This is a genomic window from Pseudomonadota bacterium, from assembly GCA_016195085.1.
In the GTDB taxonomy this organism is placed as follows: domain Bacteria; phylum Pseudomonadota; class Alphaproteobacteria; order SHVZ01; family SHVZ01; genus JACQAG01.
In genome coordinates this window covers 71,209-95,578 of record JACQAG010000022.1, presented here as the reverse complement: position 1 = coordinate 95,578, position 24,370 = coordinate 71,209, and the positions used below count along the sequence as shown (strand labels likewise).

The 24,370-nt window shown below is 65.8% G+C and carries 27 protein-coding genes; 15 read left to right on the top strand and 12 right to left on the bottom strand.

The window, feature by feature from the left end:
• Window positions 1-61 precede the first annotated feature (61 nt).
• The 4 genes from ugpC to HY058_06175 all read left to right on the top strand — a co-directional run bounded on the left by ugpC (window position 62) and on the right by HY058_06175 (window position 4,419).
• Window positions 62-1,132 (top strand): sn-glycerol-3-phosphate ABC transporter ATP-binding protein UgpC, encoded by a 1,071-nt coding sequence (gene ugpC / locus HY058_06190; GenBank protein MBI3496873.1) that lies wholly within the window; start codon window positions 62-64, stop codon window positions 1,130-1,132.
• Window positions 1,133-1,169: 37 nt separating this feature from the next.
• Window positions 1,170-2,489, top strand: coding sequence for a carbohydrate ABC transporter substrate-binding protein (locus tag HY058_06185; GenBank protein ID MBI3496872.1), 1,320 nt, complete (start codon window positions 1,170-1,172; stop codon window positions 2,487-2,489).
• Between the two features lie 90 nt (window positions 2,490-2,579).
• Window positions 2,580-3,524 (top strand): sugar ABC transporter permease, encoded by a 945-nt coding sequence (locus tag HY058_06180; protein MBI3496871.1) that lies wholly within the window; start codon window positions 2,580-2,582, stop codon window positions 3,522-3,524.
• A gap of 49 nt (window positions 3,525-3,573) precedes the next feature.
• The gene (locus HY058_06175) at window positions 3,574-4,419 is read left to right on the top strand and encodes a carbohydrate ABC transporter permease (GenBank protein MBI3496870.1); all 846 of its coding nucleotides are present in this window, start codon (window positions 3,574-3,576) and stop codon (window positions 4,417-4,419) included.
• Between the two features lie 15 nt (window positions 4,420-4,434).
• On the opposite strand, the gene HY058_06170 is transcribed toward HY058_06175, so the two are convergent.
• Together HY058_06170 and HY058_06165 are read right to left on the bottom strand one after the other, a co-directional pair.
• Window positions 4,435-4,821: a VOC family protein gene (locus HY058_06170; GenBank protein MBI3496869.1), complete on the bottom strand. Its 387-nt coding sequence runs from the start codon at window positions 4,819-4,821 to the stop codon at window positions 4,435-4,437.
• A gap of 10 nt (window positions 4,822-4,831) precedes the next feature.
• Window positions 4,832-5,584 carry an SDR family oxidoreductase gene (locus HY058_06165; protein ID MBI3496868.1) on the bottom strand — a complete coding sequence of 251 codons (753 nt, stop codon included), beginning with the start codon at window positions 5,582-5,584 and terminating at the stop codon, window positions 4,832-4,834.
• A gap of 110 nt (window positions 5,585-5,694) precedes the next feature.
• On the opposite strand from HY058_06165, the gene HY058_06160 reads away from it, so the two are divergent.
• From HY058_06160 to HY058_06145, 4 genes are all read left to right on the top strand, one after another.
• Entirely contained in the window at window positions 5,695-7,008 is a 1,314-nt protein-coding gene (locus HY058_06160) for an FAD-binding oxidoreductase (GenBank protein MBI3496867.1), read from the top strand.
• A gap of 110 nt (window positions 7,009-7,118) precedes the next feature.
• The gene (locus HY058_06155; GenBank protein ID MBI3496866.1) at window positions 7,119-8,192 is read left to right on the top strand and encodes a cytochrome C nitrite reductase; all 1,074 of its coding nucleotides are present in this window, start codon (window positions 7,119-7,121) and stop codon (window positions 8,190-8,192) included.
• Window positions 8,193-8,232: 40 nt separating this feature from the next.
• Complete coding sequence (gene modA / locus HY058_06150) at window positions 8,233-8,994, top strand: molybdate ABC transporter substrate-binding protein (GenBank protein ID MBI3496865.1); 762 nt, start codon at window positions 8,233-8,235, stop codon at window positions 8,992-8,994.
• Window positions 8,995-9,175: 181 nt separating this feature from the next.
• A complete protein-coding gene (locus HY058_06145; protein ID MBI3496864.1) occupies window positions 9,176-9,736 on the top strand; it encodes an extensin family protein in 561 nt (186 codons plus the stop codon).
• 24 nt (window positions 9,737-9,760) lie between these two features.
• On the opposite strand, the gene HY058_06140 is transcribed toward HY058_06145, so the two are convergent.
• Both HY058_06140 and HY058_06135 read right to left on the bottom strand, forming a co-directional pair.
• A complete protein-coding gene (locus HY058_06140; GenBank protein ID MBI3496863.1) occupies window positions 9,761-10,930 on the bottom strand; it encodes a type III PLP-dependent enzyme in 1,170 nt (389 codons plus the stop codon).
• A 227-nt stretch (window positions 10,931-11,157) separates the two neighbouring features.
• Entirely contained in the window at window positions 11,158-12,063 is a 906-nt protein-coding gene (locus HY058_06135) for a dihydrodipicolinate synthase family protein (GenBank protein MBI3496862.1), read from the bottom strand.
• 172 nt (window positions 12,064-12,235) lie between these two features.
• Here HY058_06135 and HY058_06130 point away from each other — a divergent pair, with 172 nt between their 5' ends.
• Window positions 12,236-13,972 (top strand): ABC transporter ATP-binding protein/permease, encoded by a 1,737-nt coding sequence (locus HY058_06130; protein ID MBI3496861.1) that lies wholly within the window; start codon window positions 12,236-12,238, stop codon window positions 13,970-13,972.
• Between the two features lie 77 nt (window positions 13,973-14,049).
• On the opposite strand, the gene HY058_06125 is transcribed toward HY058_06130, so the two are convergent.
• The gene (locus HY058_06125; GenBank protein MBI3496860.1) at window positions 14,050-14,508 is read right to left on the bottom strand and encodes an Hsp20 family protein; all 459 of its coding nucleotides are present in this window, start codon (window positions 14,506-14,508) and stop codon (window positions 14,050-14,052) included.
• A gap of 198 nt (window positions 14,509-14,706) precedes the next feature.
• Between HY058_06125 and HY058_06120 the strand changes: the two genes are divergently transcribed.
• Window positions 14,707-14,982, top strand: a complete 276-nt coding sequence (locus tag HY058_06120) for a hypothetical protein (GenBank protein ID MBI3496859.1) — start codon at window positions 14,707-14,709, stop codon at window positions 14,980-14,982.
• Between the two features lie 90 nt (window positions 14,983-15,072).
• Here the strand turns inward: HY058_06120 and HY058_06115 are convergent, their stop codons facing one another.
• Window positions 15,073-15,318 carry a hypothetical protein gene (locus tag HY058_06115; GenBank protein ID MBI3496858.1) on the bottom strand — a complete coding sequence of 82 codons (246 nt, stop codon included), beginning with the start codon at window positions 15,316-15,318 and terminating at the stop codon, window positions 15,073-15,075.
• A 284-nt stretch (window positions 15,319-15,602) separates the two neighbouring features.
• On the opposite strand from HY058_06115, the gene HY058_06110 reads away from it, so the two are divergent.
• The gene (locus HY058_06110; GenBank protein MBI3496857.1) at window positions 15,603-16,847 is read left to right on the top strand and encodes a tetratricopeptide repeat protein; all 1,245 of its coding nucleotides are present in this window, start codon (window positions 15,603-15,605) and stop codon (window positions 16,845-16,847) included.
• Window positions 16,848-16,890: 43 nt separating this feature from the next.
• Here the strand turns inward: HY058_06110 and nthA are convergent, their stop codons facing one another.
• The 5 genes from nthA to HY058_06085 all read right to left on the bottom strand — a co-directional run bounded on the left by nthA (window position 16,891) and on the right by HY058_06085 (window position 20,437).
• A complete protein-coding gene (gene nthA, locus HY058_06105) occupies window positions 16,891-17,526 on the bottom strand; it encodes a nitrile hydratase subunit alpha (GenBank protein ID MBI3496856.1) in 636 nt (211 codons plus the stop codon).
• Complete coding sequence (locus HY058_06100; protein MBI3496855.1) at window positions 17,523-17,966, bottom strand: nitrile hydratase subunit beta; 444 nt, start codon at window positions 17,964-17,966, stop codon at window positions 17,523-17,525. The genes nthA and HY058_06100 overlap by 4 nt, the downstream gene beginning before the upstream one ends.
• Window positions 17,861-18,154, bottom strand: coding sequence for a nitrile hydratase subunit beta (locus HY058_06095; protein MBI3496854.1), 294 nt, complete (start codon window positions 18,152-18,154; stop codon window positions 17,861-17,863). Before HY058_06095 ends, HY058_06100 begins: the two co-directional genes overlap by 106 nt.
• Window positions 18,155-18,260: 106 nt before the next feature.
• Window positions 18,261-19,625 carry a glutamate--cysteine ligase gene (locus HY058_06090; GenBank protein ID MBI3496853.1) on the bottom strand — a complete coding sequence of 455 codons (1,365 nt, stop codon included), beginning with the start codon at window positions 19,623-19,625 and terminating at the stop codon, window positions 18,261-18,263.
• A gap of 56 nt (window positions 19,626-19,681) precedes the next feature.
• Window positions 19,682-20,437, bottom strand: coding sequence for a 16S rRNA (uracil(1498)-N(3))-methyltransferase (locus HY058_06085; GenBank protein ID MBI3496852.1), 756 nt, complete (start codon window positions 20,435-20,437; stop codon window positions 19,682-19,684).
• Between the two features lie 17 nt (window positions 20,438-20,454).
• Between HY058_06085 and HY058_06080 the strand changes: the two genes are divergently transcribed.
• Together HY058_06080 and HY058_06075 are read left to right on the top strand one after the other, a co-directional pair.
• On the top strand, window positions 20,455-21,375 hold the full coding sequence (locus tag HY058_06080) for a 4-hydroxybenzoate octaprenyltransferase (protein MBI3496851.1): 921 nt from the start codon (window positions 20,455-20,457) through the stop codon (window positions 21,373-21,375).
• Window positions 21,372-22,055 (top strand): methyltransferase, encoded by a 684-nt coding sequence (locus HY058_06075; protein MBI3496850.1) that lies wholly within the window; start codon window positions 21,372-21,374, stop codon window positions 22,053-22,055. The genes HY058_06080 and HY058_06075 overlap by 4 nt, the downstream gene beginning before the upstream one ends.
• Here the strand turns inward: HY058_06075 and HY058_06070 are convergent.
• Window positions 21,959-22,231: a DUF4170 domain-containing protein gene (locus HY058_06070; protein MBI3496849.1), complete on the bottom strand. Its 273-nt coding sequence runs from the start codon at window positions 22,229-22,231 to the stop codon at window positions 21,959-21,961. The two genes, HY058_06075 and HY058_06070, sit on opposite strands and share 97 nt — an antisense overlap.
• A gap of 84 nt (window positions 22,232-22,315) precedes the next feature.
• Here HY058_06070 and HY058_06065 point away from each other — a divergent pair, with 84 nt between their 5' ends.
• Both HY058_06065 and HY058_06060 read left to right on the top strand, forming a co-directional pair.
• Entirely contained in the window at window positions 22,316-23,824 is a 1,509-nt protein-coding gene (locus HY058_06065) for a UbiD family decarboxylase (GenBank protein MBI3496848.1), read from the top strand.
• Between the two features lie 5 nt (window positions 23,825-23,829).
• A complete protein-coding gene (locus tag HY058_06060; protein ID MBI3496847.1) occupies window positions 23,830-24,351 on the top strand; it encodes a hypothetical protein in 522 nt (173 codons plus the stop codon).
• Window positions 24,352-24,370: the final 19 nt, after the last annotated feature.

The window sequence follows — 24,370 nt, the reverse complement described above, 5'->3', positions numbered from 1 at the left end:
TCACCCCCGGGCGGCGATCAACAATGAGAACAGCGCCGCCCATGCTTCGACAGGGAGGCCCATGGCTACCGTAGACATTCGCGGCGTCCATAAGGCGTTTGGCCAGACGAAAGTCATTCATGGCGTCGACATCGACATCGGCGACAGCGAGTTCGTCGTGCTGGTCGGTCCATCGGGTTGCGGCAAGTCGACCCTGCTTAGGATGATTGCCGGCCTCGAGCAGATCACCGAGGGCGAAATCCACATCGGCGGGCGCGTGGTGAACGACGTTCCTCCGAAGGACCGCGACATCGCCATGGTGTTCCAGAACTACGCGCTCTATCCGCATATGTCGGTCTACGACAACATGGCCTTCAGCCTGAAGCTGAGAAAGGCCGAGAAGTCGCTGATCGACAAGCGCGTGCGCGAGGCGGCCGACATCCTTGGGCTGACGCCGTTCCTGGACCGCTATCCGCGCCAGCTCTCCGGCGGCCAGCGCCAGCGCGTGGCGATGGGACGCGCGATCGTGCGCGATCCGCAGGTTTTCCTGTTCGACGAGCCCTTGTCCAATCTCGATGCCAAGCTGCGCGTGCAGATGCGCACCGAAATCAAGGCACTGCATCAGCGACTGAAGACCACCTCGGTCTACGTCACCCACGATCAGGTCGAGGCCATGACCATGGCCGACCGCATCGTTGTCATGCATGACGGCATCGTCGAGCAGATCGGCAGCCCGCTCCAGCTCTATGACCATCCCGCCAACATCTTCGTTGCCGGGTTCATCGGCTCGCCGGCGATGAACTTCTTCACCGGCACGCTTCACCGGCAGGGGAACAGCATCTGGGTGGAGACGGCGGACGGGACCAAGCTGCCGGCGCCCGCTAGCGTCGAGGCCGGCGACGGCCATAAGGTCACCTACGGCGTCAGGCCGGAGCATTTGAGCCTCGCCAGCAATGGCGGCGGCGTCGATGCCGAGGTCGAGGTGGTGGAGCCGACGGGCGCCGACACCCTCGTCTTCTCGACCATCGCCGGGGCGACGGTCTGCGCCGTCTTCGCCGAGCGCCATGAGTTCAAGCCGCGCCAGGCGATCCGCCTGCAGCCGCGGCTCGACAGCGTGCATCTTTTCGACCTAAGCACGGGCAAGCATCTATAGGCCCCGTGCCGCAACGAACTTTGGGAGGATTTACACGATGAGCGACTTTTCGAGACGCGACGTATTCAAGATCGGTGCCGGCGCCGCTGCCGGCGGCGCGCTGGGCTTGCCCGGCCGAGCCGAGGCGCAGGCGACCGAGTGGAAAGTCGTCCCCGAGAAGGGCGCCAAGCTCCGCGTCATGCGGCCCTCGAAGTTCGTCCAGGGCGATGAGACGCAGTTCATCGAGAACACCAAGAAGTTCCAGCAGCAGACCGGCATCGAGGTAAAGATCGACTTCGAGGGTTGGGAAGATCTAGTGCCGAAGACCGCGGTCTCGGCCAATGTCGGCAAGGGCGCGGATGTCGTCTATGGCTGGCACGATCTCGCCCATCAGTTCCCGGACAAGCTGGTCGTTCAGAACGACGTCGCCAACTATCTCGGGGCGAAATACGACGGATGGTATCCGCTCGCGCAGAAATACGGCAAGCGCGGCAACAACTGGATCCAGGTACCGCTCGGCGCCGCCGGCGGCAAGTTGAACTATCGCAAATCCATGGTGAAGGCCGCCGGGTTCGACACCATGCCGCTGGATTTCCCGGGCTTCCTCAAATTCGCCCAGGCGGCCAAGGAGAAGACCAAGCCGGTCGGCTTCGCCCTCGGCCACGCGGTGGGCGACGGCAATACCTTCGTGCATTGGATGCTCTGGGGGTACGGCGGCAAGCTCGTCGATGACAAGGACAACGTCGTCATCAACGCGCCGGAGACAATCGCCGCCCTGGAATATGCCAAGCAGCTCTACCCGCTGATGATTCCCGGCACCTTGTCCTGGCTCGACCCCAGCAACAACAAGGCGTTCCTCGACGGGCAGATCAGCGCCACCTTGAATGGTATCTCGATCTATTACGTCGCGAAGAACTCGACCGATCCGGCCTTGAAGGCGATCGCCGAGGATATGGATCACGCGCCCTACCCGATCGGACCGGCGGGCAAGCCCGGCGAGATCTGCACCATGGTCTCGGCGATGTTGTTCAAATACTGCAAATTCCCCAATGCGGCGAAGGACTACATCCGCTTCATGATGGAGAAGGAGCAGCTCGACCCCTTCCTCGAAGCCGCGATCGGCTATTGGGGTCACCCGCTCAAGTACTACGAGAAAAACAAGATCTGGACCTCGGACCCGAAGATCACGCCGTTCCGCGACGTCATCAATCGATGTCTCTGGCTCGGCTATTCCGGCAGCCTCGGTTACGCCTCGGCCAGCGCGCTCGCGGATTACATCGTGGTCGACATGTTCGCGTCCGTGTGCAGCGGCGACAAATCGCCGAAGGACGCCGCCGCCGAGGCGCAGAAGCGGACGGAGCGTTATTACAAGATCTAGTCCGCCGGCAGGATTGAAGGACGCCGATCCGGCGCGAACGTCGCGCCGGATCCCGATACTCGATCCGGTCGAATTGCCGAGGAAGGAATGATGGCGACGCTGGTTCACCCCATCGCGGTCGCGCCGGGCCAACGTATTCTGCGCTGGCTCGACGATCGCAATGTGCTGTCGTTCCTGTTCATGCTGCCCGCGGCGGGTCTGTTGCTGATGTTCTTGACCTATCCTTTGGGTCTCGGCGTCTGGCTCGGCTTCACCGACACCAGGATCGGCGGCCCGGGGATCTTCATCGAGTTCGAGAACTATGTCTCGCTCGCCGGTGACGGGGTGTTCTGGCTGTCGGTGTTCAACACCTTTCTCTACACGCTCATCGCAACCGTCGCAAAATTCGCCCTTGGCCTCTGGCTAGCGATCCTCCTGAACCACAACATGCCGTTCAAGGCGCTGATCCGGGCGATCGTGCTGCTTCCTTACATCGTTCCGACGGTGCTCTCGGCGCTGGCGTTCTGGTGGATCTACGACGCGCAGTTCTCGATCATCAGCTACATCCTGGAGCGGATGGGGCTGATCACCCAGTACATTGATTTCCTCGGCGTGCCGAGCCACGCGCGGGCCTCGCTGATCGTCGCCAATGTCTGGCGCGGCATCCCCTTCGTGGCGATCTGCCTCTTGGCCGGGCTGCAGACCATCTCGCCCTCGCTCTACGAGGCCGCCGCGCTTGACGGCGCCTCGCATTGGCAGCGCTTCCGGCACGTGACCGCGCCGCTGTTGATGCCGATCTTGGCCGTGGTGCTGACCTTCTCGGTCTTGTTCACCTTCACCGACTTCCAGCTCGTCTACGCGATCACCCGCGGCGGTCCGGTCAACTCCACGCATCTGATGGCAACCCTCGCTTTCCAGCGCGCGATCCCCGGAGGCCGCCTCGGCGAGGGTGCGGCCATCGCGACGGCGATGATTCCCTTCCTCGTTGCCGCCACCGCGCTCAGCTATTTCGGCCTGCAGCGGCGCAAATGGCAGCACGGAGAGAAGGATGACTGAGGCCGCCGTCACCGCCGGTGCTCGCCCCAGCGCCACCGACACGCTCGGCATGGCCTATCTCGAGACCTTGCCCCGCCGGCTGGTCACCGTCTACCTGCCGCTCTCGATCTTCCTGATCGTGCTGTTGTTTCCCTTCGTTTGGATGGGCGTCACCACGTTCAAGCCGAACGACGAGCTCTACAATCTGTCGGAGCACAGCCCGTTCTGGATCAAGCATCCGACGCTGGCCAACATCAACAAGCTGCTGTTCGACACCGACTACACGGATTGGCTCATCAACACGATGATCGTCTCGGTGGTGGCCACCTTCCTGTCGATCTTCGCCAGCGTGCTCGCCGCCTATGCGATCACCCGGCTTCGGTTCCGCGGCGCGCAGACGGTCGGGCTCCTGATCTTCCTCGCCTATCTGGTGCCGCCGAGCATCCTGTTCATTCCGCTCGCCACCATCGTCGTCGAGCTCGGGCTCTACGATACGATCTGGGCGCTCGTCCTGACCTACCCGACCTTCCTCATTCCGTTCTGCACCTGGCTGATGATGGGCTACTTCAAGTCCATCCCCTATGAGCTGGAGGAGTGTGCGTTGATCGATGGGGCCAGCCGCATTCAGATCCTGGCCCGGATCACCCTGCCTTTGGCGATACCGGGCCTGATCTCGGCCTTCATCTTTGCCTTCACCCTCTCCTGGAACGAGTTCATCTACGCGCTCACCTTCGTCTCATCCTCGGAGAACAAGACGGTGCCGGTCGGCGTGCTGACGCAGCTGGTCGAGGGCGATGTCTACCACTGGGGATCGCTGATGGCCGGCGCGCTCTTCGGCTCGCTGCCGGTGGCGATCATGTATTCCTTCTTCGTCGAGCATTACGTCTCGAGCCTGACCGGCGCGGTCAAGGAATAGCGGCTTACCGCGCGCTCAAACGTCGCCATAGGCGGTTGCGAGCACGACGACATAGCCATCCGGATCCCGCACCCAGATTTCGCGATGCTTCGCATTGGGATTGACCAGCGGACCCTCGAGGATTTCGGCCGACATCGCTCGAGCGCGCGCGACCGCGGCATTGAATTCTTTGGTCTCGAACCAAAGGAGCACGCCGTTTCCGTAGGGCTTGATCGTGGGATCGCCCATATGCGGATGCTCGTGCGCGTCCCAGTCATGAAGCTGGAGGAGGAGCTGCCCTTTGCCGTCGACCAGTTGCTCGTACTCCTCGCCGCCATGGCCGCTCATGCAGCCGAGCAACCGCTGATACCAGCGGCTGCTCGCCCGCACGTCTCGAACTGCGATCATCGGCTGCGGTTGCATTCTCGGCGCCTCAATAGGTCGAACGGCCGCCGGTGACGTCGAAGACGGCACCGGTGGAGAATGAGCAGTCGGGCGAGGCAAGCCAAGCGACCAGCGCCGCAATCTCCTCCACCTGGCCGAAGCGGCCCATCGGGATCCTGGACAGCATGTAGTCGATGTGCTGCTGGGTCATCTGCTTGAAGATGTCGGTCTTGACCGCCGCCGGGGTGATGCAGTTGACGATCACGCCCGACTGCGCCAGTTCCTTGGCCAAAGACTTGGTCAAGCCGATGAGGCCCGCCTTGGAGGCGCTGTAGGCCGAGGCGTTGGGATTGCCTTCCTTGCCGGCGACCGAGGCGACGTTCACGATGCGGCCATAGCCGCGCTTGACCATGCCGGGGATCACCGCGCGGCAGCAGATGAACGGGCCGATGAGATTGATCTCGCACACCTGGCGCCATTCGGCCGGATCGTATTCCCAGGTTTTCTTGTTGCCGCCGGTAACGCCGGCGTTGTTGACGAGAATATCGACCGAGCCTCGCGAGGCTTCGAGCGCGCCGGCAGCCGCCGCGACGGCCGACTCGCTGGTGACGTCGACTTTCCTGGTGTCGACACGCTCGGATTGGCCCAATGACTTGGCGGCATCGGCAAGCGCGCTCTCATCCATGTCCCAGAGGCTGACGGCGGCGCCCGAGGCGAGGAACCGCTCAACCACGGCATAGCCGATGCCGCGGGCACCGCCAGTCACCACCGCGACCCGGCCTTTCAAGTCGATCTGGTTCATGCTCGCCCTTCTTCGTCCTCGAAATGCGTGGCGCATCATTCCCGAACTGGCGATCGAGGGCAATTGCCTAGGGCTTTGACGCCACCCAACCGCTTCGTCAGACTGCCGCGATGACTGGCTCCGGCATCTTCGCGCCCGGCTTCAAGGCGAGCCCATTCTGGTGGGAGGCGGCGGCGCCGACGGTGCTCGAGACACCGTCCCTACCCGAAGCGACCGAGGTTGCGATCGTCGGCGGCGGCTATGCCGGATTGTCGGCTGCGCTCGAGCTCAGGCGCCAAGGAGTCGACTGCACGGTATTCGAGGCCGAGGCGCTGGGCTACGGCGCCTCCTCGCGCAACGGCGGCATGGTCTCTGCCGGCATCAACCTGGCGAAGGGCAAGGAGCTGGCGGAGACGCTCGGGCCCGAGCGGGCGCAGGCGCTCTTGGACGAGGCCTCGGCCTCCTATACGCATCTCGAGACCTTGATCGAGCGCGAGGGCATCGACTGCGACTACCGCCGCAGCGGCCGTTTCGTCGGCGCCCATAGCCGGCGTCACTATGCCGAGCTCGAGCGTCGCGCCGAGCGGATCGCTCGGACCACGAACCAAAGAATCGAGATGGTGCCCGAGGCGCATCAGCGTGAAGAGATCGCCAGCGACTATTACCGCGGCGGCATGCTCGTGTACCGTGCCGGTGGCCTGCATCCGGGCAAGTTTCACCAGGGATTGGTCGCCGCCTGCGAGCGCGCCGGGGCCCGGCTCCTATCGAAGACGCCGGTGAGCGCGCTTGCCGGCAGCCGCGGCGGCTTCACCCTCACCACACCCAGCGGAGCGGTCCGCGCGCGCGAGATCGTCATCGCGACCAATGGCTATACCGGCAAGCTGACGCCGTGGTTCCGGCGCCGCCTCATCCCGGTCGCGAGCTATATCATCGCCACGGAAGCGCTGGATGCCGATCGCGCCCAGGCGCTCATCCCGAGGGGCCGGGTAATCGCAGATACCAAGCGGGTGCTCTATTACTACCGGCTGTCGCCCGACGGCAGGCGTGTGCTGTTCGGCGGCAGGGCGAGCTTCCGCTCGGTCGACGCGGTGAGCGCCGCCCCCAGGCTCCACGGTTACATGCTGGGCGTCTTCCCGCAGCTCGCCGGTACCCGCATCAGCCATGCCTGGAACGGCAATGTCGCCTTCACCTTCGACATGCTGCCGCATATGGGCATCGCCGAGGGCATGCATTACTGCATGGGCTGCAACGGCTCGGGTGTGGTCATGAACACCCATCTTGGCCATCAGGTCGCGCTCAAGATCCTGGGCACCAGCAACCAGGCCTCGGCCTTCGATGGCCTCAAATTCCCATCAAATCTGCTTTACCGCGGCCGCCCCTGGTTTCTTCCCCTGGTGGGAAGCTGGTATCGTCTGCGCGACCGCATCGACCGCTGGCTCGACTGATGCGGCGGGACACAAGGTGCCGGGCGTCGACGAACGAACCCGGCATCGATGCGTAGATCGCTTTGTAGAAATGCCGCCTCGGAGCGAGGCCAACGAAACGGGAGGACGTCATGTCGGTCAGAACCGCGCTGTCTCTTGGCGCCGCTCTTGCGGGCTTGGTGATTGCCGGCGCCGCGAATGCGCGCGAGCTGAAGCAAGTCGGTACCATCGCCGTCCCGGGCACGCCGCTCGACAACTTCGACATCTCCTTTGTCGACCAAAGAACCAATCGCCTGTATTTCGCCGATCGCTCGAACGCATCGGTCGACATATTTGACGTCAAGTCCGGTAAGCTCCTAGCGCGCATTCCGGGCTTCACCGGCGCGCAGAAGAGCAACGCCGACTCCGGTCCGGATGGCGTGCTCGTCGCCGGCGGCAATGCCTGGGCCGGTGATGGCAACAGCACCGCCAAAGTGATCGACCTCAAGACCAACAAGATCGTCGCCACGGTGTCGACCGGCGGCAAGAAGCGCGTCGATGAGATGGCCTATGATCCCAAGGACGACATCGTCATCGTCGCCAACAATGCCGATGAGCCGCCTTTCGCGACGCTCATCTCGAACAAGCCCGGCTACAAAGTTCTCGCCAAGATTCCGCTGCCCGACGCATCCGACGGCATCGAGCAGCCGGTGTATTACCCGCCCAACGGCATGTTCTACATGTCCGTGCCCGAGCTCAAAGGCCAGAAGGGCAAGGGCGGCGTGGCGGTGATCGATCCGCGCAAGGGCCGGCTGGTGAAGATGCTGCCGGTCGACGGTTGCATTCCCGCCGGGCTCGCCCGCGGCCCCGGCGCCAATCTCGTGATCGGCTGCAACGCCGGCGGCGAAGATGGCCTGCCGTCGGTCATCGTCGTGATCAATGCCAATACCGGCGCGGTGGTGAAGTCCATTCCCGGGATCGGCGCGGCCGATATGGTCGCCTACAATCCCAAGGCTGGCCAGTACTACACCGCCTCGCGGGCGATGAAGGGCGGGCCCGTGCTGGGAGTGATCGATGCGAAGTCGAACACCCTCGTGCAAAGCATCAAGCTCGGCGGCGGCAATCCGCATTCGGTCGCGGTGAGCCAGGCCGGCAACCGCGTGCTCGTGCCGATGGGCACCTCCAAGGGCGGCTGCGGCTGTATCGCCGTCTTCGCGCCGCAATGACAACGGGCAAAACCGCTCGAGCTCTGCAGGGAGTAGCGCCATGAGATCGTTCGTGCTGGCCGGCGTGGCAACGCTGACAATCGCCATTACCGAACCGGGCCAGGCGGCCGATCTCGTGGTGCTGAGCGCGGCGGCGGTCCGATCGGCCGTGGCCGAGGTGCCGAGCAGCTTCGAGAAGGCCACAGGCAATCATGTTCGCTTCGTCTTCGGCACGGCCGGGGCGATGCGCGACAAGGTCATTTCCGGCGAGCCGGTCGATATCGTGATCGTGCCGCCCTCGCAGCTGGACGATCTGATGAAGCGCGGGCTCGTCGCCGATGGCAGCCGCACCGATCTCGGTGTGGTTCGGCTGGGCGTGGCGGTGCGATCGGGAGCCAAGCGACCGTCGATCGCCACCGCGGCGGACTTCAAGCAGACCTTGCTCGATGCCCCGTCGCTGGGAATGGCCGATGCCGCCTCGGGTGCCACGACGGGCATCTACTTCGCCAAGCTCTTGCAGCAGATCGGCATCGCCGACGCGCTCAAGAACAAGCTCAAGCTCTATCCCGACGGCGCCGGCGCGATGGAGGCGGTTGCCCGCGGCGAAATTGTGCTCGGCGCCGGACAGATCAGCGAGATCATGCCGGTCAAAGGCGTCGACCTCGCGGGGCCGCTGCCGGACGAGCTGCAGCTGAGGACGATCTACACGGCGGGCCTTGCCGCAAAGTCGACCTCCCCGGAGGCCGCCCGCGCCTTGCTGCGGCTGCTTCGCTCGGCTGAGATGGCCCCGGCGTTCAAGGCGAGCGGGTTCGATCCGCCGTAAGCTGCGAGGCCCTCCATGCCGATTTCCGAGTGCGCTGCCATGCCGGTGGCGGCGCGCTCTGCTATCCTCTGTCTGGGCGACGCCGCGACGGTGACGGGCGACAGGCATGGGGGGCAGAGCGGGCCGAGACTGGGCAATCCTTGCTGCGCTCTTGTGGCTGGCGGCGTGCGCTTCCCGGGACGTGCCAGCCCCTGTCGCCGTTCCCTTCAATCCCGGCGCCTTCGCCCAGTGCCAGGCGGCGCTCACCGAATCGGGTGTCGCTTTCGAACCGATCCAGCCCGTTCGCACCCGCGAAGGCTGCGGTTTCGATGAGGCGGTTCGCATCACCGCCTCGCCGATCCCGTTCAACCGCCCCGCCACGCTTGCCTGTCCGATGGCGCTCGCCTTCTCCCGGTTCACCGAGGAGGTCCTGCAGCCCGCGGCGCGCCGCCATCTGGGCCAGCCCGTGGTCAAGGTGCAGCAGGTCTCGAGCTACCAATGCCGGCGCGTCTACGGCACCGGCAGGCTGAGCCAGCACGCCTACGCCGATGCCATCGATGTGACCGGCTTCGACCTAGCCGATGGGCGGCGCATCCTGGTCGGCCGCGACTGGCGCGGTCGCGGTGCGGCGACGGCCTTCCTGAAGGACGTGGCTGAGGGTGCCTGCAAGGTCTTCCGGGCGACGCTGACGCCGAACTACGACCGCTCGCACGCCGACCACCTGCACTTCGATCTCGGCCCGGACAAGCTCTGCGGACTGTAAGCCCGCAATCCTCATACGGGCGCGCTACGCCACCTCGGCCATGACCATGGGCGTGGGTAGCTCGACCGCGTCGGCGTCCTCGATCACCACGACCGCGCTCGGCGTGAAGCCGTTGAAGGTGGTGGCCATGCAGATGCCGTAGGCGCCGATCCGGTCGAACTCGATGTAGTCGCCCTCGCGCATGTCCTCGGGCAACCGCACCTGATAGGGCAGCACGTCGTTGCCGTCGCAGGTCGGCCCGTAGATGGTGTAGGACTTGGTCCGGCTGCGGAACCCCTTGCCCGGACGAATCGGCCGCGCCGGCAGCATCAACCGATCCTTGCCGTAGGGGATCTCCATGAAGCTGCCGAATACGCCGTCGTTGATATAGAGCGCGTTTGCCTTGCGGAGCGTGACCTGCGTCAAGACCGAGTTGCCCTCGGCAACCAGCGCCCTTCCCGGCTCGCAGACCAAGGGAAGGTCGGGCCGCCCGAGCTTGATCGCCCTGATGAAGGCGCGAAGCGGCGGCACCTTCTCGCCGGCATAGGCCGTGGGGAAGCCGCCGCCGACATTGAGGTGGTCGAGAGCGACTCCTGCCTCCTCGATGACCCGGTTGGTCAGCTGGAAGGCGCGATCGAACATCGCCGGCTCGACGCATTGCGAGCCGACATGGAAGCAGAGCGCCGGCTTGAAGCCGTGATCTCTCACCCGCTTCAGCAACGCCGGCACGTCGGCGGGATCGGCGCCGAACTTCCGCGAAAGGTTGAAGACGGCGGTCCCCGGCGGCGTCATCATCCGAACCGCGATCACCACCGCCTCATCGGCGGGAAGCACATCGCGAATCTTGTCAATCTCGGCGGCGCAGTCGGCGCTGAACCGACGCACGCCTACCCCATAGGCCTCGCGAATCGCATCGCGGCTCTTGGCGGGGTTGTTGTAGTAGAGCGTGGCCTGGTCGCCGAACATACCCCGCACCAGGCGAATCTCCGCCGGCGAGGCGGTGTCGAAATGCCGCACACCCGCTTGGAACAGCGTCTCCAGCACGATCGGCAAAGGATTCGCCTTCACCGCATAGGCGACCGCACCCGGGAATTCTCTCAGGAGCGTGCGCGCTGCCGCCTCGATGATGGCGGGACGAATGCAATGAACGGGATCGGAGGGGCGATCAACGCCCAGAAGGTCTGCTACAGACCGAAACCGTGGCAGGTTGGGCATCTCATAAAACCCCCTTTTGGAAGGTTGCGGAAAGAGTGAGTGGTGGCTATCGCCACCTCTGCACGGGTCTGCCGGAACGTCGGCACCTGCCTCTGCCCGTCGCCACTCCCGTCCACATCGATGAGATTAAAACCAAACTTTCCCCCTGCCTATAGCGAATCTCGTCCCGAGACCCACAAAGGCCAAAAAAATTCTGTTGACGCATCAAGGGGCGGGAAATCGTCCGCTCAGAACGGGCGGAGGTCGCGGCTCAACCGCTCCAGCATGGCCAGACCGAATTCGGTCGGGGCTTGCGCCGGCGCGCGATCGAAGACCTCGGCGATGCCGAGGCGACGCGCCGTCAGCCGCTTGCCGTAGCAGAGGAAGGTGTCGAGCGAGGCCATGAGAAAGGTGATCAACGGCAAGATCTCCCGGTACAACCGCTCGGCTTCGGTCTCGTCCTCGGCTCGCCTCGTCTTCATCAGCTCATAGATCCGCACCTGCACGTCGAAGCACTCGGGTGCGGGGATCATGCCGACGCAACCGGCGCGGAGATTGTCGGTGAGCTCGAGGCCGCCCCGCCCGTTGAAGACGCCAAAGACGCCGTCGCACTCCTCGATCAAGCGCCGAATCGCCAGCGCCGGCGCCTCTGCCTTGAGCAGCGCCACATTCGGATGATTGCGGTTGAGCGTCTTCAATCCGGCGTTGGAGAGGCCGATGCCGATATATTGCGCGGCGTTCTGGATGGCGAGCGGGAGCTGGCTGCGTTGGGCGACGGCGCCGAAGAACCTCAGATACTCGCTCTCGGCCAAGCCCGCCACCGGCGGCGGCTGCAGAATCACCCAGCTCGCGCCGAGCCCTTTGGCGGCGGCGATGAATTCCGCCTGTCCGGCGACGCTGGGCTCGGCCACGGTGACGGCCAGAGGCACGCGGCCGGCGACGTCCTCGGCCACCCATTCCATGATCTGGCGGCGCTCCTGCACCTGCAGCTTGCCGGTCTCGGTGGCGAGCCCGAGCATGGCGATGCCGTGGGGCTTGTGGCGGAGCAAGCCTTCGACCTGACGGCGCATCTGGGCGCGATCCGGACGCCCCTCGCGGTCGAAGAAGCCGTAGACGATGGGGTAGATGCCGGCGAAGGCGGCGGTGGTGGGCATGGGGCGACCATAGGATGCAGGCGACGGAGGAGGCAATCCGCCCCGCGTCGCTCCATCCGCGGCGTCTGGCGTGCTTTTGTATCCGGCCGTCTGCGGAGGCTAGACTTGCCTCGCTAATGCCACGATCCCGCTTGATGGTCCGCCGCTTGGCCGTATCCAGGAGTGTCGCCCAATGGCGCAATCGACCCAGAGCTTCCTCGGTTATTTCTGGCGCCTCGCCGGCCCCTATTGGTGGTCCGAAGAGCGCTGGGCCGGACGTGGCCTGCTTGCTGTGGTGGTCGCGCTAAACCTCGCCCAAGTCTATGTGAGCGTTCTGTTCAATCAGTGGAACAACCGCTTCTACAACGCGCTACAGGAGCTCGATGAGGCGGCGGCATTCCACGAGCTGCTGGTGTTCGCCGGGCTTGCCGCAGCCTTCATCGCAATCGCGGTCTACCGAATCTATCTCAACCAAATGCTGCAGATCCGCTGGCGCCGCTGGCTGACGCACCGGTTCCTGCGAGAGTGGCTCAAGGACTCCGCCTACTATCGCCTGCAAACCGTATGGAAGGGGACCGACAACCCGGACCAGCGCATCTCGGAAGACATCCAGCAGTTCGTCGCCACCACACTCAGCCTCTCGCTCGGCTTGCTCAGCTCCGCCGTCACCCTGATCTCATTCATCGTGATCCTCTGGGATCTGTCGGGGAGCGCTCCGCTGCCGATACCGGGGATCGGCACCATCGTGATTCCCGGCTATATGTGCTGGGCAGCGCTCATTTATGCGGCTCTCGGAACTTGCCTCGCCCACTACATCGGTCGCCCGCTGGTCAAGCTCAACTTCGACCAGCAGCGCTTTGAGGCGGACTTCCGCTTCCGGCTCGTGCGCCTTCGCGAGAACGCGGAAGGTGTCGCCCTCTACCGCGGCGAGGCAAGCGAGGAGGCGAGCCTCAGCAATGCCTTCACCTATGTCGTCGGCAATTTCCGCCAGATCATGAGCCGGCAAAAGCGCCTGACTTGGTTCACCGCCGGATACAATCAAGTCGCGATCATCTTTCCCTTCGTCGTCGCCATGCCACGTTATTTTGCGAAGGAGATCCAGCTCGGCGGCTTGATGCAGGTCGCTAGCGCCTTCGGTGAGGTGCAGGGCGCCGTTTCCTTCATCGTCAATTCCTACACCACCATTGCCGACTGGCGAGCGGTCGTGAACCGCTTGACCGGCTTCCTGCAGACGCTCGACGAGATCGAAGAGGCTGCACGGCACCCGGGAATCACCGTCACGCGGGCGAGCGACGGGAAGCCGGCGGAGATCGGGCTCGAGGATCTCCAGATCCAGCTTCCCGACGGACGGCCGCTCGTCAGCGACCTCCGCTTCCGCTTCGCCGCGGGAGAGAGCGTGCTCATTACCGGGCCCACGGGCTCCGGCAAATCGAGCCTGATGCGCTCGATCGCCGGGATCTGGCCCTTCGGCCGGGGGAAGATCACCGTCCCGGCCGGCCAACGCCTCCTCTTCCTGCCGCAGAAGCCCTATCTGCCGCTGGGCACCCTGCGCAGTGCGCTGCTGTTTCCGGGCGGCCTCGAGGCCGATGACGACGCGCTGCGAGAGGTTCTCCAGGCCTGCGGGCTCGAGCGTTTCGCGGGCGCGCTCGAGCGCTCCGAGAACTGGGGCCAGATCCTGTCCGGCGGCGAGCAGCAGCGCCTCGCGGTCGCGCGGGCACTCTTGCATCGCCCGGACTGGCTCTTTTTGGACGAGGCGACCTCGGCCATGGAGGAGTCCGCCGAAGCGGAGATCTACCGGCTGCTGCGCCAGCGCTTGGCGCATACGGCCTTGGTCAGCGTCGGCCACCGCTCCACCTTGCGCGCCTTCCACGCTCGCGAGCTGGCCTTCGCCAATGGCGGCGGGCGCCTGGTCGAGCAAGCCGCCCAGTGAAAACGGCGCGGGCCGCCCCGGATGCCTCCGGAGCGGCCCGCTGCTCCAGGCCGGATTTGAACCCGGCCCGCTGACGGTTAGGCCGCCGCCTTATCGGCGATCGAGGCCTTCTCGAGCTTGGTCTGGACCGGGATCTGGCGCGGCCGCATCGCCTCCGGGACCTCGCGCACGAGATCGACCTTCAAAAGGCCGTTCGCCAAGCTGGCGTCGGTCACCTTGATGTGGTCGGCGAGCTGGAAGCGACGCTCGAAGGCACGCCCGGCAATACCACGGTGCAAATAGCTGCCTTCGCCCGAATCGTCATTGCGTTTGCCGGCAATGACCAGGCTGTTGGCCTGGGCGGTGATCGAAACCTCGGCTGCATCGAAGCCAGCCACCGCCAGCGTGATCCGGTAGCTGTCGTCGCCGGTGCGCTCGATGTTGTAGGGCGGATAGCCGCTGCCGGCGTCGGCCTGGTTGGCGCTGTCGATCAAGTCGACGAGCCGGTCGAAACCCACGGTGGAGCGGAAAAGCGGCGAGAAATCAAAGCTCAACATAGCCATATCCTCCTGATGAGCAACATGGTGGAGCATTCGCCCGGAATGGGCCGAATGCACTTAGACAGGGACGCCAGACCCTATTGGGCGCCTGGCACTCCGGTACTTTGGTTGTCTTCGCCGCTTTTCAAGTGGACTTCGGTTCACGCGACAGTTGACTGCGAATCGTTCTGGGTTCACATTTTGTTTATGGGCATCGTGATCCCACCGCCCCTGCCGTTCGTTCCGCCCACGGCCACACCCCAGGGCCGTCCGGAGCTCTTGGTCGTTGCCCCGCAACAGCCGATTGCGGCTCAGACCACCAGGGCCATCACCGGCGCCAGCCGCGGCAAGGAAGGCGGCAAGGCTGCAAACCCGGACAATCGCGGGGTCGACGCCGAAACGGGGGATGTGGAGGCGGCGCCGAGCGGTACCAGCGAGCGGACCGAGCAGACTCCGCGCCGCCGCGGCAACAAGCTCTCCATAGAGATTTGACCCGCTCCCGAACGGGGGACTGAGCGCCGCCCTTAGGCACACGGGGGCCATGGACGGCATGGCCCCTCCCCTGCGCCTACGGCCGAAGGGTCAGGACTGCCCGACGATGTGCATGGCCGGATGCCGGCTGCGCTGTTCGCGCGGCGGAGCGGGCGGTGCCGGGGCCCTCGGAAACAGCGCCGGCCAGGGCGCCTTGCGGCGGTCCAGCACGTTGACCAGGACCTCGCGCGCCGCCAGCAAGCCGCTGCGGAAGCGCGGGGTCAGCCAAGCGCTTTGGCTTTCCAGTTTCGCGTCAATGTCAGAGATTTCTCTCTTGAGCTCGTCGTCGCTCAACATGCCCTGCTGCCCCCAGATGCGCAATAAACACAATTTTGAAATAATTTTTCGACAATTTTAGCAGAAGCATTTTTCCGACGCCAGCGTCGTCGTGTCGTAAACGAAGAAATTCATCCCCTCCCCGACCCTCCCCGGGGGGGGGGGGGACTTTGGGGTCGGGGCCGCGACGTGCGGACCGACGTGCGGCGCACCCCCTCCCCGACCCTCCCCGGTCCCGCGATTTGCCCGATGCGGCCGACGGTCTAAGCTCCCGCTGCAGTCGATAACAGGTCCCGTAGAGCTTGTTGACCCGCCAGCAAAAGCGCCGCGAGGCGCGCGAGGCCGCGAAGCGCGCAGACCGGCGGGAGTTTCTGACGGCTGGATTGGCCCTGCACCAGGCCGGAAGGCTTAGCGAGGCTGCCGAGCACTACGAGCATGTGCTGGACCGCGAGCCGCGCAACGCCGAGGCCCTCAACCTTCTGGGCGTGATCTGGCATCAGCGCGGCGATCAGCAGCGGGCCATCGACCTTCTGAACGAAGCGCTCCGGTGTCGACCGGACGCGGTCATCTATCACGTGAATCTTGGCAGCGCTCTCGCCGCCGCGGGGAACGCCGGCTGGGCGGTCCGGAACTTCCGCCGGGCCGTCGCTCTCGGGCCCGCTTCGGCGATGGCGCATCGCAATTTGGGCTCGCTGGTGGATGGCGGCGCCGGCCGATCGGCGGCGGCTTCCTTCGGCCGCGCGGCAAGCCTCGATGCAAAGGACGCGGTCGCCAGGCTCGGGCGCGCCCATGCCTTGAAGCGCTGGGACCCTCCTGCCGCGATCGCGTCCTGCCGGGCGGCGCTGGCGATCGACCCCAGCCTCGCCGAAGCGCGCTTTCTCCTGGCCGCACTCGAAGGCGAAGCGCCGACGCGGCCGCCCGCGGCTTATGTTCGCGGCCTCTTCGACAAGTACGCCACCGAATTCGATCGCCATCTCATCGACAAGCTCGGTTACGCAACACCCGCACTCCTGGCCGAGATGCTGCGTGAATTGCTGCCGCCGAAGCGGGACATGGACATTCTCGATCTCGGCTGCGGCACCGGACTCTCCGGCTTGGCGCTCTCTGCCTATGAAGGCCGGCTCACGGGTATCGACCTCTCACCGGCCATGCTTGCCCAAGCCCGCAGCCGCGGCATCTATGCCGAGCTCATCGAAGGCGACATCATGGAGGCGCTGGCGCACCAGCCTCCTGGGCGGTTCGATCTGGCGATGGCGAGCGACGTCCTCAACTATTTCGGCGATCTGGCGGGCGTGTTCGCCGCCGTCGGCCGCACGCTGAAGCACCGTGGATTGTTCGCTTGCTCCACCGAAGCCTCGGCGGCTCCGGGCTACACGCTGCATGACGGCCTGCGCTATGCCCACCACCCGGACTATGTGAAAGAGGTTGCTGCCGCCGCCGGCTTCGGCCCGTTGGCTCAGCGACCGGCGATCCTACGGCGCCAGGGTGCGGCCGAGGTGGCCGGCGAGCTTTTCGTCTTCGCCAGGCAGGAGGCGGCGCCGGGGAATTGATGTGTCCGAGACGCCGCTGCCGCGGCTGCGTCCGGCCACGCTGTCAATCGATGCTGGGTTCGCTCACGCCGATCATGGTGTCGCGGGTTACGATATCGGCCAGGCGCTCCTCGGGCCAGTTATCCGTCCCCTTCGGGCGCTTCGGCAGCACCAGGTAGCGCATGTCCGCCGTCGAGTCATGCACCCTGACCTCGACGTCGTCGGGAATGTGCGTGCCGAACTCGGCCAGGACCGCGCGCGGCTCGCTGACGGCGCGGCTGCGATAGGCGCGGCTCTTGTACCAGTCCGGCGGCAGGCCCAGGATCGCGCGGGGATAGCAGGAGCAGAGCGTGCAGACAACGAGATTGTGCACGCGCTCGGTGTTCTCCACCACGATGAGCTTGTAGGCGCCGACCTCAATGCCAAGCTCGGTCACCGCCTTGCCGCCCTCGGTCATGAGACGCCGCTTATAGGCGGGATCGCTCCAGGCGTGGGCGACGATGCGCGCACCCTGGGCCGGAGAGCGCGCATCCATCGCCTCGACGGCGCGGTGGATCTCTTCCGGCGTGACGATGCCCTTGGCGATGAGGAGCTCGCGAATGGCGGTCTCCAGCCGCTGATGATAGGTCAGCGGACCATCCTGGTCCGGTCGCGTCGGATGCGGATGATCGTGATCGTGGCCGTGCTGATGCTGGGTCATGACCTCGCCTCTTCCAGCCAATGCTCGTAGATCTCGACGTCGATTGTGTCATGCGCCGGCCCGGTGTAGCCGGGCCACACCTGCTGCTGGCGAAACCGCACGCGGTAGAGCGGCCGCTTCGGCAGGCCGTGGCGGTTGTAGGCGAGCTCCTCCGGATTGGCGAACAGCCCGCAAACGCGCTCGATCTCGCCGACATGGCCGCGGATGTACCACGGCGTGCGGATGTGGCCCGGGGGATCGGCAGCCCGCACCCTGACACGGTCTCCGGGCCGAAAGCGCGGGGAGGTTTCAAGGAGGGGGTGATCCTCACCCTCTCCTAAAGGCCACCCCCGGGTCATGCCCGGTTCTCTCGCGCCTCGATCTCGGCCAGCTTGCGGCCGAGCTCGTCGGCGGTGATGACGCCCCGCTGCAGTAAGGTCGAGGCGATGGAGGTGATCCAGCGCTCGTAATAGCCCATGCGGTCATAGGCATCGGGTCCGATCGCCTCGATGTTGCGCCGGAGCTCATCCACCCGCATCAGGTTCCGCTCACGGTCGGACAACAGCAGCATGAGCGCATCCACCCGCTTTTCCCAAAGGGCGTAGTCGTGCTCGCCCTGCTCGACGGCACCCGCCGGGAGGCCGCCCATATCGTGATGGCTGCGCTGTTTCGGCTCCATCCTCTCCGCTCCCTTCAGGGCCGGCTTGCGATCGAATGCCTCCAACTGTCGAGAACCCTAGCACGCGCGCTCGGCCTCAGTATGCGTACTCGCTAAAGGCCGGATCGACCGAACCTTTCCAACGGCCGTGGAAGGCCTCCAGCAGCTCTTCGGCCGGCGTGCGGCCGCTCTGGGCGATCTCCTCGAGGGTGGTGAGGAACCCGGTCTCGTCGCTGCCGCCGCGATCGAGAGCATGGCGGGCCTTGAGGCCGGCGCGGGCGATGCGCAGGACCTCGCTCGCCACCTCGCCGACGCTGCGTCCACGGAACTTGGTCTTGAGCGCGGTGCGCGGCACCTCGCGCCTGAGCAATTCGTGATCGGCAAGCGTCCAGTCCTTGACCAGATCGACCGCGGCGTCGAGCGCGGCCTGATCATAGAGCAACCCCACCCACAGTGCCGGCAGCGCGCACAGTCGCCGCCAGGGCCCGCCATCGGCGCCGCGCATCTCGAGGAAGCGCTTGAGCCGGACCTCGGGGAAGGCCGTGGTCATGTGATCGATGAAATCGGTGATCCGCGGCTCATCGCCCACGAGATTGTGGTACTTGCCCGCCATGAACTCGCGAAACGACTTGCCCGAGACGTCGATGTAGCGACCGTCGCGGTAAACGAAATACATCGGCACATCGAGGAGCCAATCCACATAGCGCTCGAAACCCATGCCGGGCTCGAACACGAAGGGCAAGATGCCGCAGCGGTCGGGATCGGTGTCGGTCCAGATGTGGCTGCGGTAGGAGAGATAGCGGTTGGGCTTGCCTTCGGTGAACGGCGAGTTCGCGAACAAGGCCGTGGCGATCGGCTGGAGGGCCAGGCTGGCGCGGAACTTCCGCACCATGTCGGCCTCGTCGGAGAAATCGAGGTTGACCTGCACCGTGCAGGTGCGGGTCATCATGTCGAGGCCGAGCTTGCCCTTCTTTGGCATATAAGCCCGCATGATCTTGTAGCGGCCTTTGGGCATCCACGAGATGTCCTCGCGCCGCCATTTCGGATCGAAGCCAAGGCCCAGCATGCCGGTGCCGAGCTCCCGGTCGACTTGGCGCACCTGGTCCAGGTGCTCCTGCAGCTCATCGCAGGTCGCATGAATGGTCGGCAACGGCGCGCCGGACAGCTCGAACTGCCCGCCCGGCTCGAGCGTGATGGCGCACGCACCCTTGGCGAGCGCGATGACGTTGCCGTTCTCCTCGATCGGTTCCCAGCCGAACCGCATCAGGCCCTTGAGCACGGCTCCGATCCCGTCCGGGCCCTCATAGGGCAGGCGCCGAAGATCCTTCAGCCGGAAGGCGAACTTCTCATGCTCGGTGCCGATGAGCCACTTCTCGCGCGGCTTCGAGCCTTGCTCGAGGTATTCGACGAGCTGTTTCTTATCGGTGATCGGGGCGCCACGCGATTCGGGAGGACGAGACATACCGGGTGATCCGATTCTCTTGACTGGGAGCGGTTCGTTGAGACGGGTATAGACGATCAGCGGGGCCGAGAACTCGACACACCGCGCCAGTCGCCCACCAGCGCCTGCCAAATCGACAGGGCCGCGATCGCCGCCGTATCCGCCCGTAGGACCCGGGGGCCGAGACCGACGCGGCTAACAAAGTCGAGTTTGGCGAGATCGTCAAGCTCGCCGTCGGCGAAGCCGCCCTCCGGGCCGATGAGCATGGCGGCCGGCGGCCGGAATCCGTCGAGCGCCTGGACCATCGGCGGCGCTCCGCCACGCTCGTCGCAGACGATGAGCCGCCGCCCCGCGGGCCAGCGCTGAATCGCTTCGGCGAGCGCGACGGGCTCCAAGAGCTCGGGCACGGTCAGCCGTTCCGACTGCTCGGCTGCTTCCACCGCGGTCGCTTTGAGCCGCTCGAGGTTGACCCGCGTCATCTGGGTGTAGCGGGTGAAGACCGGCCACAGCGCCGAGACGCCGAGCTCGGTCGCCTTCTCGACGACGAAATCGATGCGCGTGCGCTTGACCGGGGCGAAGACCAGCCAGAGGTCGGATTCGGCCGCCTGGGGCCGGACCTGCACCACCAGCTGCACCGAGGCCCAACCCTTGCCGATGCCATCGACATGCCCACGCCACTCGCCATCGCGACCGTTGAACAGCGCCACATCGGCACCGGCCTCGACGCGCAGCACGTTGCGCAGGTAATGCGCCTGCTCGGCCCCGAGACCGACCGCCGAGCCGTCGGCCAGGTCGCGGTCGACATAGAGCCGCGCTTTGACTTTCTCCTGCATCACCGGAAGATTAGCCGATGACCCAAAGTCCCGGAACCGTCTCGGACATTCGTGTCGGCGACTGGGTCGACCGTTTTCTGCCCAAAGCGCTGCGCCCCTATGCGCGCCTGGCACGGCTCGACCGGCCGATCGGCACCTGGCTCTTGCTGCTGCCTTGCTGGTGGGGGGTGGCGCTGGCGAGCCCGGGAGCGCCGGCCTGGGGCCTCTTCCTGCTGTTCGCCCTGGGTGCGGTGGTGATGCGCGCCGCCGGCTGCGTCATCAACGATCTCGCCGACCGCGACATCGACCGTCTGGTCGAGCGCACCCAGAGCCGCCCGCTCGCTTCGGGCGCGATCGGCCTCAAGGGCGCCTTTGCCTTTCTCAGCCTGCTCCTCCTCATCGGGTTCGCCGTGCTCATGCAGCTCGATTGGCCGGCGATCGTGACCGGCTTGGCCATAATGCTCGTCGTCGTCGTCTATCCCTTGGCCAAGCGCGTGACCTACTGGCCGCAGCTGGTGCTGGGCCTGGCGTTCAATTGGGGGGCGCTCATGGGCTGGGTTGCGATCCATGGCCGCATCGGCACACCCTCCCTCCTGCTCTACGCGGCGGGGATCTGCTGGACCCTCGGCTACGACACGATCTACGCGCACCAGGACAAGGCCGACGATGCGCTGATCGGCGTCAAATCCACGGCGCTGCTGCTCGGCACGCGGACCCGTCCCTGGCTTGCGGGTTTCTATCTTGCCACGCTCACGCTGCTGGCGGCCGCGGGGCAGGCCGCAGGAAGCGGCTGGCCGTTCAACGCCGGCCTCGCCTTGGGCGGGCTGCATCTCATATGGCAGGTGGCAAGCCTCGACATCGACGATCCCGCCGACTGCCTCGCCAAGTTCAAGAGCAACCGCGACTTCGGCCTGATCGTGACCCTGGGCACGATCCTCGGCGGCTTCTGGGGCGGATGAGCCGGGTGGGTGCCACCCAGGACCCGGAGGATTTCGTGCTGAGCCAGACCGCGCTCGCCGTCGCCGCCCTGGTGCCGGAGCTCCGGCTTTATCTGGCGAGCGAGGTCGTGCCGCTCTGGCAGGCGACCGAAGCAAGCCTGGAGGCCTCCGGCTTGCCACCCCCCTACTGGGCTTTCGCCTGGCCCGGCGGACAGGCGCTGGCACGCTATCTCTTCGATCACCCGGAGACCGTGCGTGGACAAAGCGTGCTCGACCTCGCCGCCGGCGGCGGGGTCGCCGGCATCGCCGCCGCCAAGCTCGGTGCTGCCGTCAGCTTGAGCGAGATCGACCGCTTCGCTGCAACCGCGATCCGCCTCAACGCCGGCGCCAATAGGGTCGCCGTCGAGGTGCTGGTGCGCGACGTGCTCGACGATCCGCCGGGCGCCTGGTCGCTGATCCTTGCCGGCGACCTCTGCTACGAGCGGCCGATGGCCGAGCGGGTGATTTCCTGGCTGAGGCGAAACGCGGCGGCCGGCGCCCTGGTGCTGATGGGCGATCCGGGTCGCGCCTACCGGCCGCAGCACGGGCTGGAAGAGGTAGCGCGCTATCTCGTGCCGACATCCTTGGATTTGGAAGATCGCTTGGAGCGGGAGACTTTGGTCTGGCGCATCTTGCCGTCCTTCTCAGCGAAGATGCGGTAGCGGATATGCGCGCTGTCGACCGTGGCAAAGGCCCGCGACGCCCACGCGTCCTTGGCGTCCCGCAACGAGGCGAACGGGCCGAGGCGCTCTTCCTTGGCTCCGGGGATGAGCGTCTTGAAGTCCGTGCCGGTATATTCGCCGCCAATGACCCAGTAGACCATCGAAGCTTCCTGCAAAGGCCATGCATTCATGCCAACAATGCCATAAAGCGAGGCCACCCCAGGTTGACAGCGCCCCTAGGCCCGGTCACAACCCCAGCCATGCCTTTTGCCAGCCTGCGCGACTTCATGGATCGGCTGGAACGCGCCGGCCAGCTCGCCCGCGTGTCGACACCGGTCTCGCCGGTCTTGGAGATGACCGAGATTCAAACCCGGCTCTTGGCCGAGGGCGGCCCGGCGGTGCTGTTCGAGACCGTCGTCGGCGCCGAGAGCCGCGCTTACGGCATGCCGGTCCTGGTCAATCTCTTCGGCACCGTCGAGCGGGTCGCCATGGGCATGGACCGGCGCCCGGAGGAGCTCCGGCAGGTGGGCGAGACCTTGGCCTTCCTGAAGCAGCCGGAGCCGCCCGGCGGCTGGCGCGAGGCCTTGGAGCTGCTGCCGCTCCTCAAATCCGTGATGGCGATGAAGCCGCGCACCGTCTCCCGCGCCCCCTGCCAGGAGGTGGTGCTGCGGGGGGGCGATATCGACTTGGGGGCGCTGCCGATACAAACCTGCTGGCCGGGCGAGCCGGCGCCGTTGATCACCTGGCCTCTCATCGTCACCAGGGGACCGGGGATGCGCCGGGAGGACGGCTACAATCTCGGCATCTACCGCCTGCAGGTGACCGGCCGCAACACCACGCTCATGCGCTGGCTGCGTCACCGCGGCGGCGCCCAGCACCATCAGCGCTGGGCCAAGGAACGCCCCGAGCCCTTCCCTGCCGCAGCCGTGATCGGCGCCGACCCGGGCACCATTCTTGCCGCCGTGACGCCGGTCCCCGACACCCTCTCCGAATACCAGTTCGCCGGGCTCCTGCGCGGCCAGCGCGTCGAGCTGGTGGACTGCGTCAGCGTGCCGCTCAAGGTGCCGGCGGAAGCCGAGATCGTGCTCGAGGGCCATGTCTCGCTGACGGAGCATGGCGATGAGGGGCCCTATGGCGACCACACCGGCTACTACAACGCGGTCGAGCCATTCCCGGTCTTCACCATCAGCGCCATTACCCGGCGCCAGCAGCCGATCTATCTCTCCACCTTCACCGGCCGACCGCCGGACGAGCCCTCGGTCCTGGGCCAAGCCCTCAACGAGGTGTTCATCCCGCTGCTGGTGCAGCAATTCCCCGAGATCGTCGACTTCTGGCTGCCGCCCGAAGGCTGCAGCTACCGCATCGCCGTCGTCAGCATGCGCAAGGCCTATCCCGGCCATGCCAAGCGGGTCATGTTCGGGGTGTGGTCGTTCCTGAGGCAGTTCACCTACACGAAATGGGTGATCGTCGTCGACGACGACATCGATGCGCGGAACTGGCAGGACGTCATGTGGGCGATCGCAACCCGCATGGATCCGGCGCGAGACATCACGCTTGTCGAAAACACGCCCATCGACTATCTCGACTTCGCCTCACCCGAGAGCGGGCTCGGCAGCAAGATCGGCCTCGATGCCACCAACAAATGGCCGCCCGAGACCAAGCGCGAATGGGGCCGCAAGATCCGCATGGCCGACGACATCGTCGAGCAGGTGACCCGCCGCTGGAGCGAATACGGGCTTCCCGGCTCCGGCAAGCCGATCTGGAAATAGGCGCGATGCAAGCCGTGCTCACCTTCTGCTGGCGCCTTCTCGCCGATTGCGCCGCCGTCCTCATCGGCTGGACCAGCCTCGACATCGCCTGGGATTGGCTGGTGGATGCGCCGATCGCCCAGAGCGGGTGGGTCCGCTATCTCGTGCCGACCATTGCCGCGGCACTCACCGCCGCACTGGCGCCCTATGTTCGCCCGAGCGCCCCCGCGATCCCGCCGCCACCGCCGGCGACGGGTTGGCGCGCCCTGCTCGGCATCAATTGGGCCGGCATGCTGGCGCTGATAGCCGCTTACGAGGCGGCGGGCCGGTTGCTGGCGTCCTTGCGCTGGGTCGGCTCCTTGAGCCTGCGCGCGGCGTCTGCGGTGCTGTGCGCGGTTGTCCTCGGGCTTGCCACTGCCTATCTCGTGCATTGGCTGCTGCAGCGCTTGCAGGCGCGGCAGACCCAGGCCCCGCCCCGTCCCAGAGCGTGGGCGGCCGCTGCCGATCCCTTCCAGAGGCGCGGGCGCGTTTCGCCGCGGCGCCGGTAACCCTGAACCGCCAGTCCTC

Excerpts from the sequence above, each read along its gene's own strand:
- ugpC (MBI3496873.1), top strand. The coding sequence starts at position 62 with ATGGCTACCGTAGACATTCGCGGCGTCCATAAGGCGTTTGGCCAGACG.
- HY058_06185 (MBI3496872.1), top strand. The coding sequence starts at position 1,170 with ATGAGCGACTTTTCGAGACGCGACGTATTCAAGATCGGTGCCGGCGCC.
- HY058_06180 (MBI3496871.1), top strand. The coding sequence starts at position 2,580 with ATGGCGACGCTGGTTCACCCCATCGCGGTCGCGCCGGGCCAACGTATT.
- HY058_06175 (MBI3496870.1), top strand. The coding sequence starts at position 3,574 with ATGGCCTATCTCGAGACCTTGCCCCGCCGGCTGGTCACCGTCTACCTG.
- HY058_06170 (MBI3496869.1), bottom strand. The coding sequence starts at position 4,821 with ATGCAACCGCAGCCGATGATCGCAGTTCGAGACGTGCGGGCGAGCAGC.
- HY058_06165 (MBI3496868.1), bottom strand. The coding sequence starts at position 5,584 with ATGAACCAGATCGACTTGAAAGGCCGGGTCGCGGTGGTGACTGGCGGT.
- HY058_06160 (MBI3496867.1), top strand. The coding sequence starts at position 5,695 with ATGACTGGCTCCGGCATCTTCGCGCCCGGCTTCAAGGCGAGCCCATTC.
- HY058_06155 (MBI3496866.1), top strand. The coding sequence starts at position 7,119 with ATGTCGGTCAGAACCGCGCTGTCTCTTGGCGCCGCTCTTGCGGGCTTG.
- modA (MBI3496865.1), top strand. The coding sequence starts at position 8,233 with ATGAGATCGTTCGTGCTGGCCGGCGTGGCAACGCTGACAATCGCCATT.
- HY058_06140 (MBI3496863.1), bottom strand. The coding sequence starts at position 10,930 with ATGCCCAACCTGCCACGGTTTCGGTCTGTAGCAGACCTTCTGGGCGTT.
- HY058_06135 (MBI3496862.1), bottom strand. The coding sequence starts at position 12,063 with ATGCCCACCACCGCCGCCTTCGCCGGCATCTACCCCATCGTCTACGGC.
- HY058_06130 (MBI3496861.1), top strand. The coding sequence starts at position 12,236 with ATGGCGCAATCGACCCAGAGCTTCCTCGGTTATTTCTGGCGCCTCGCC.
- HY058_06125 (MBI3496860.1), bottom strand. The coding sequence starts at position 14,508 with ATGTTGAGCTTTGATTTCTCGCCGCTTTTCCGCTCCACCGTGGGTTTC.
- HY058_06115 (MBI3496858.1), bottom strand. The coding sequence starts at position 15,318 with ATGTTGAGCGACGACGAGCTCAAGAGAGAAATCTCTGACATTGACGCG.
- nthA (MBI3496856.1), bottom strand. The coding sequence starts at position 17,526 with ATGACCCAGCATCAGCACGGCCACGATCACGATCATCCGCATCCGACG.
- HY058_06095 (MBI3496854.1), bottom strand. The coding sequence starts at position 18,154 with ATGGGCGGCCTCCCGGCGGGTGCCGTCGAGCAGGGCGAGCACGACTAC.
- HY058_06090 (MBI3496853.1), bottom strand. The coding sequence starts at position 19,625 with ATGTCTCGTCCTCCCGAATCGCGTGGCGCCCCGATCACCGATAAGAAA.
- HY058_06085 (MBI3496852.1), bottom strand. The coding sequence starts at position 20,437 with ATGCAGGAGAAAGTCAAAGCGCGGCTCTATGTCGACCGCGACCTGGCC.
- HY058_06080 (MBI3496851.1), top strand. The coding sequence starts at position 20,455 with ATGACCCAAAGTCCCGGAACCGTCTCGGACATTCGTGTCGGCGACTGG.
- HY058_06075 (MBI3496850.1), top strand. The coding sequence starts at position 21,372 with ATGAGCCGGGTGGGTGCCACCCAGGACCCGGAGGATTTCGTGCTGAGC.
- HY058_06065 (MBI3496848.1), top strand. The coding sequence starts at position 22,316 with ATGCCTTTTGCCAGCCTGCGCGACTTCATGGATCGGCTGGAACGCGCC.
- HY058_06060 (MBI3496847.1), top strand. The coding sequence starts at position 23,830 with ATGCAAGCCGTGCTCACCTTCTGCTGGCGCCTTCTCGCCGATTGCGCC.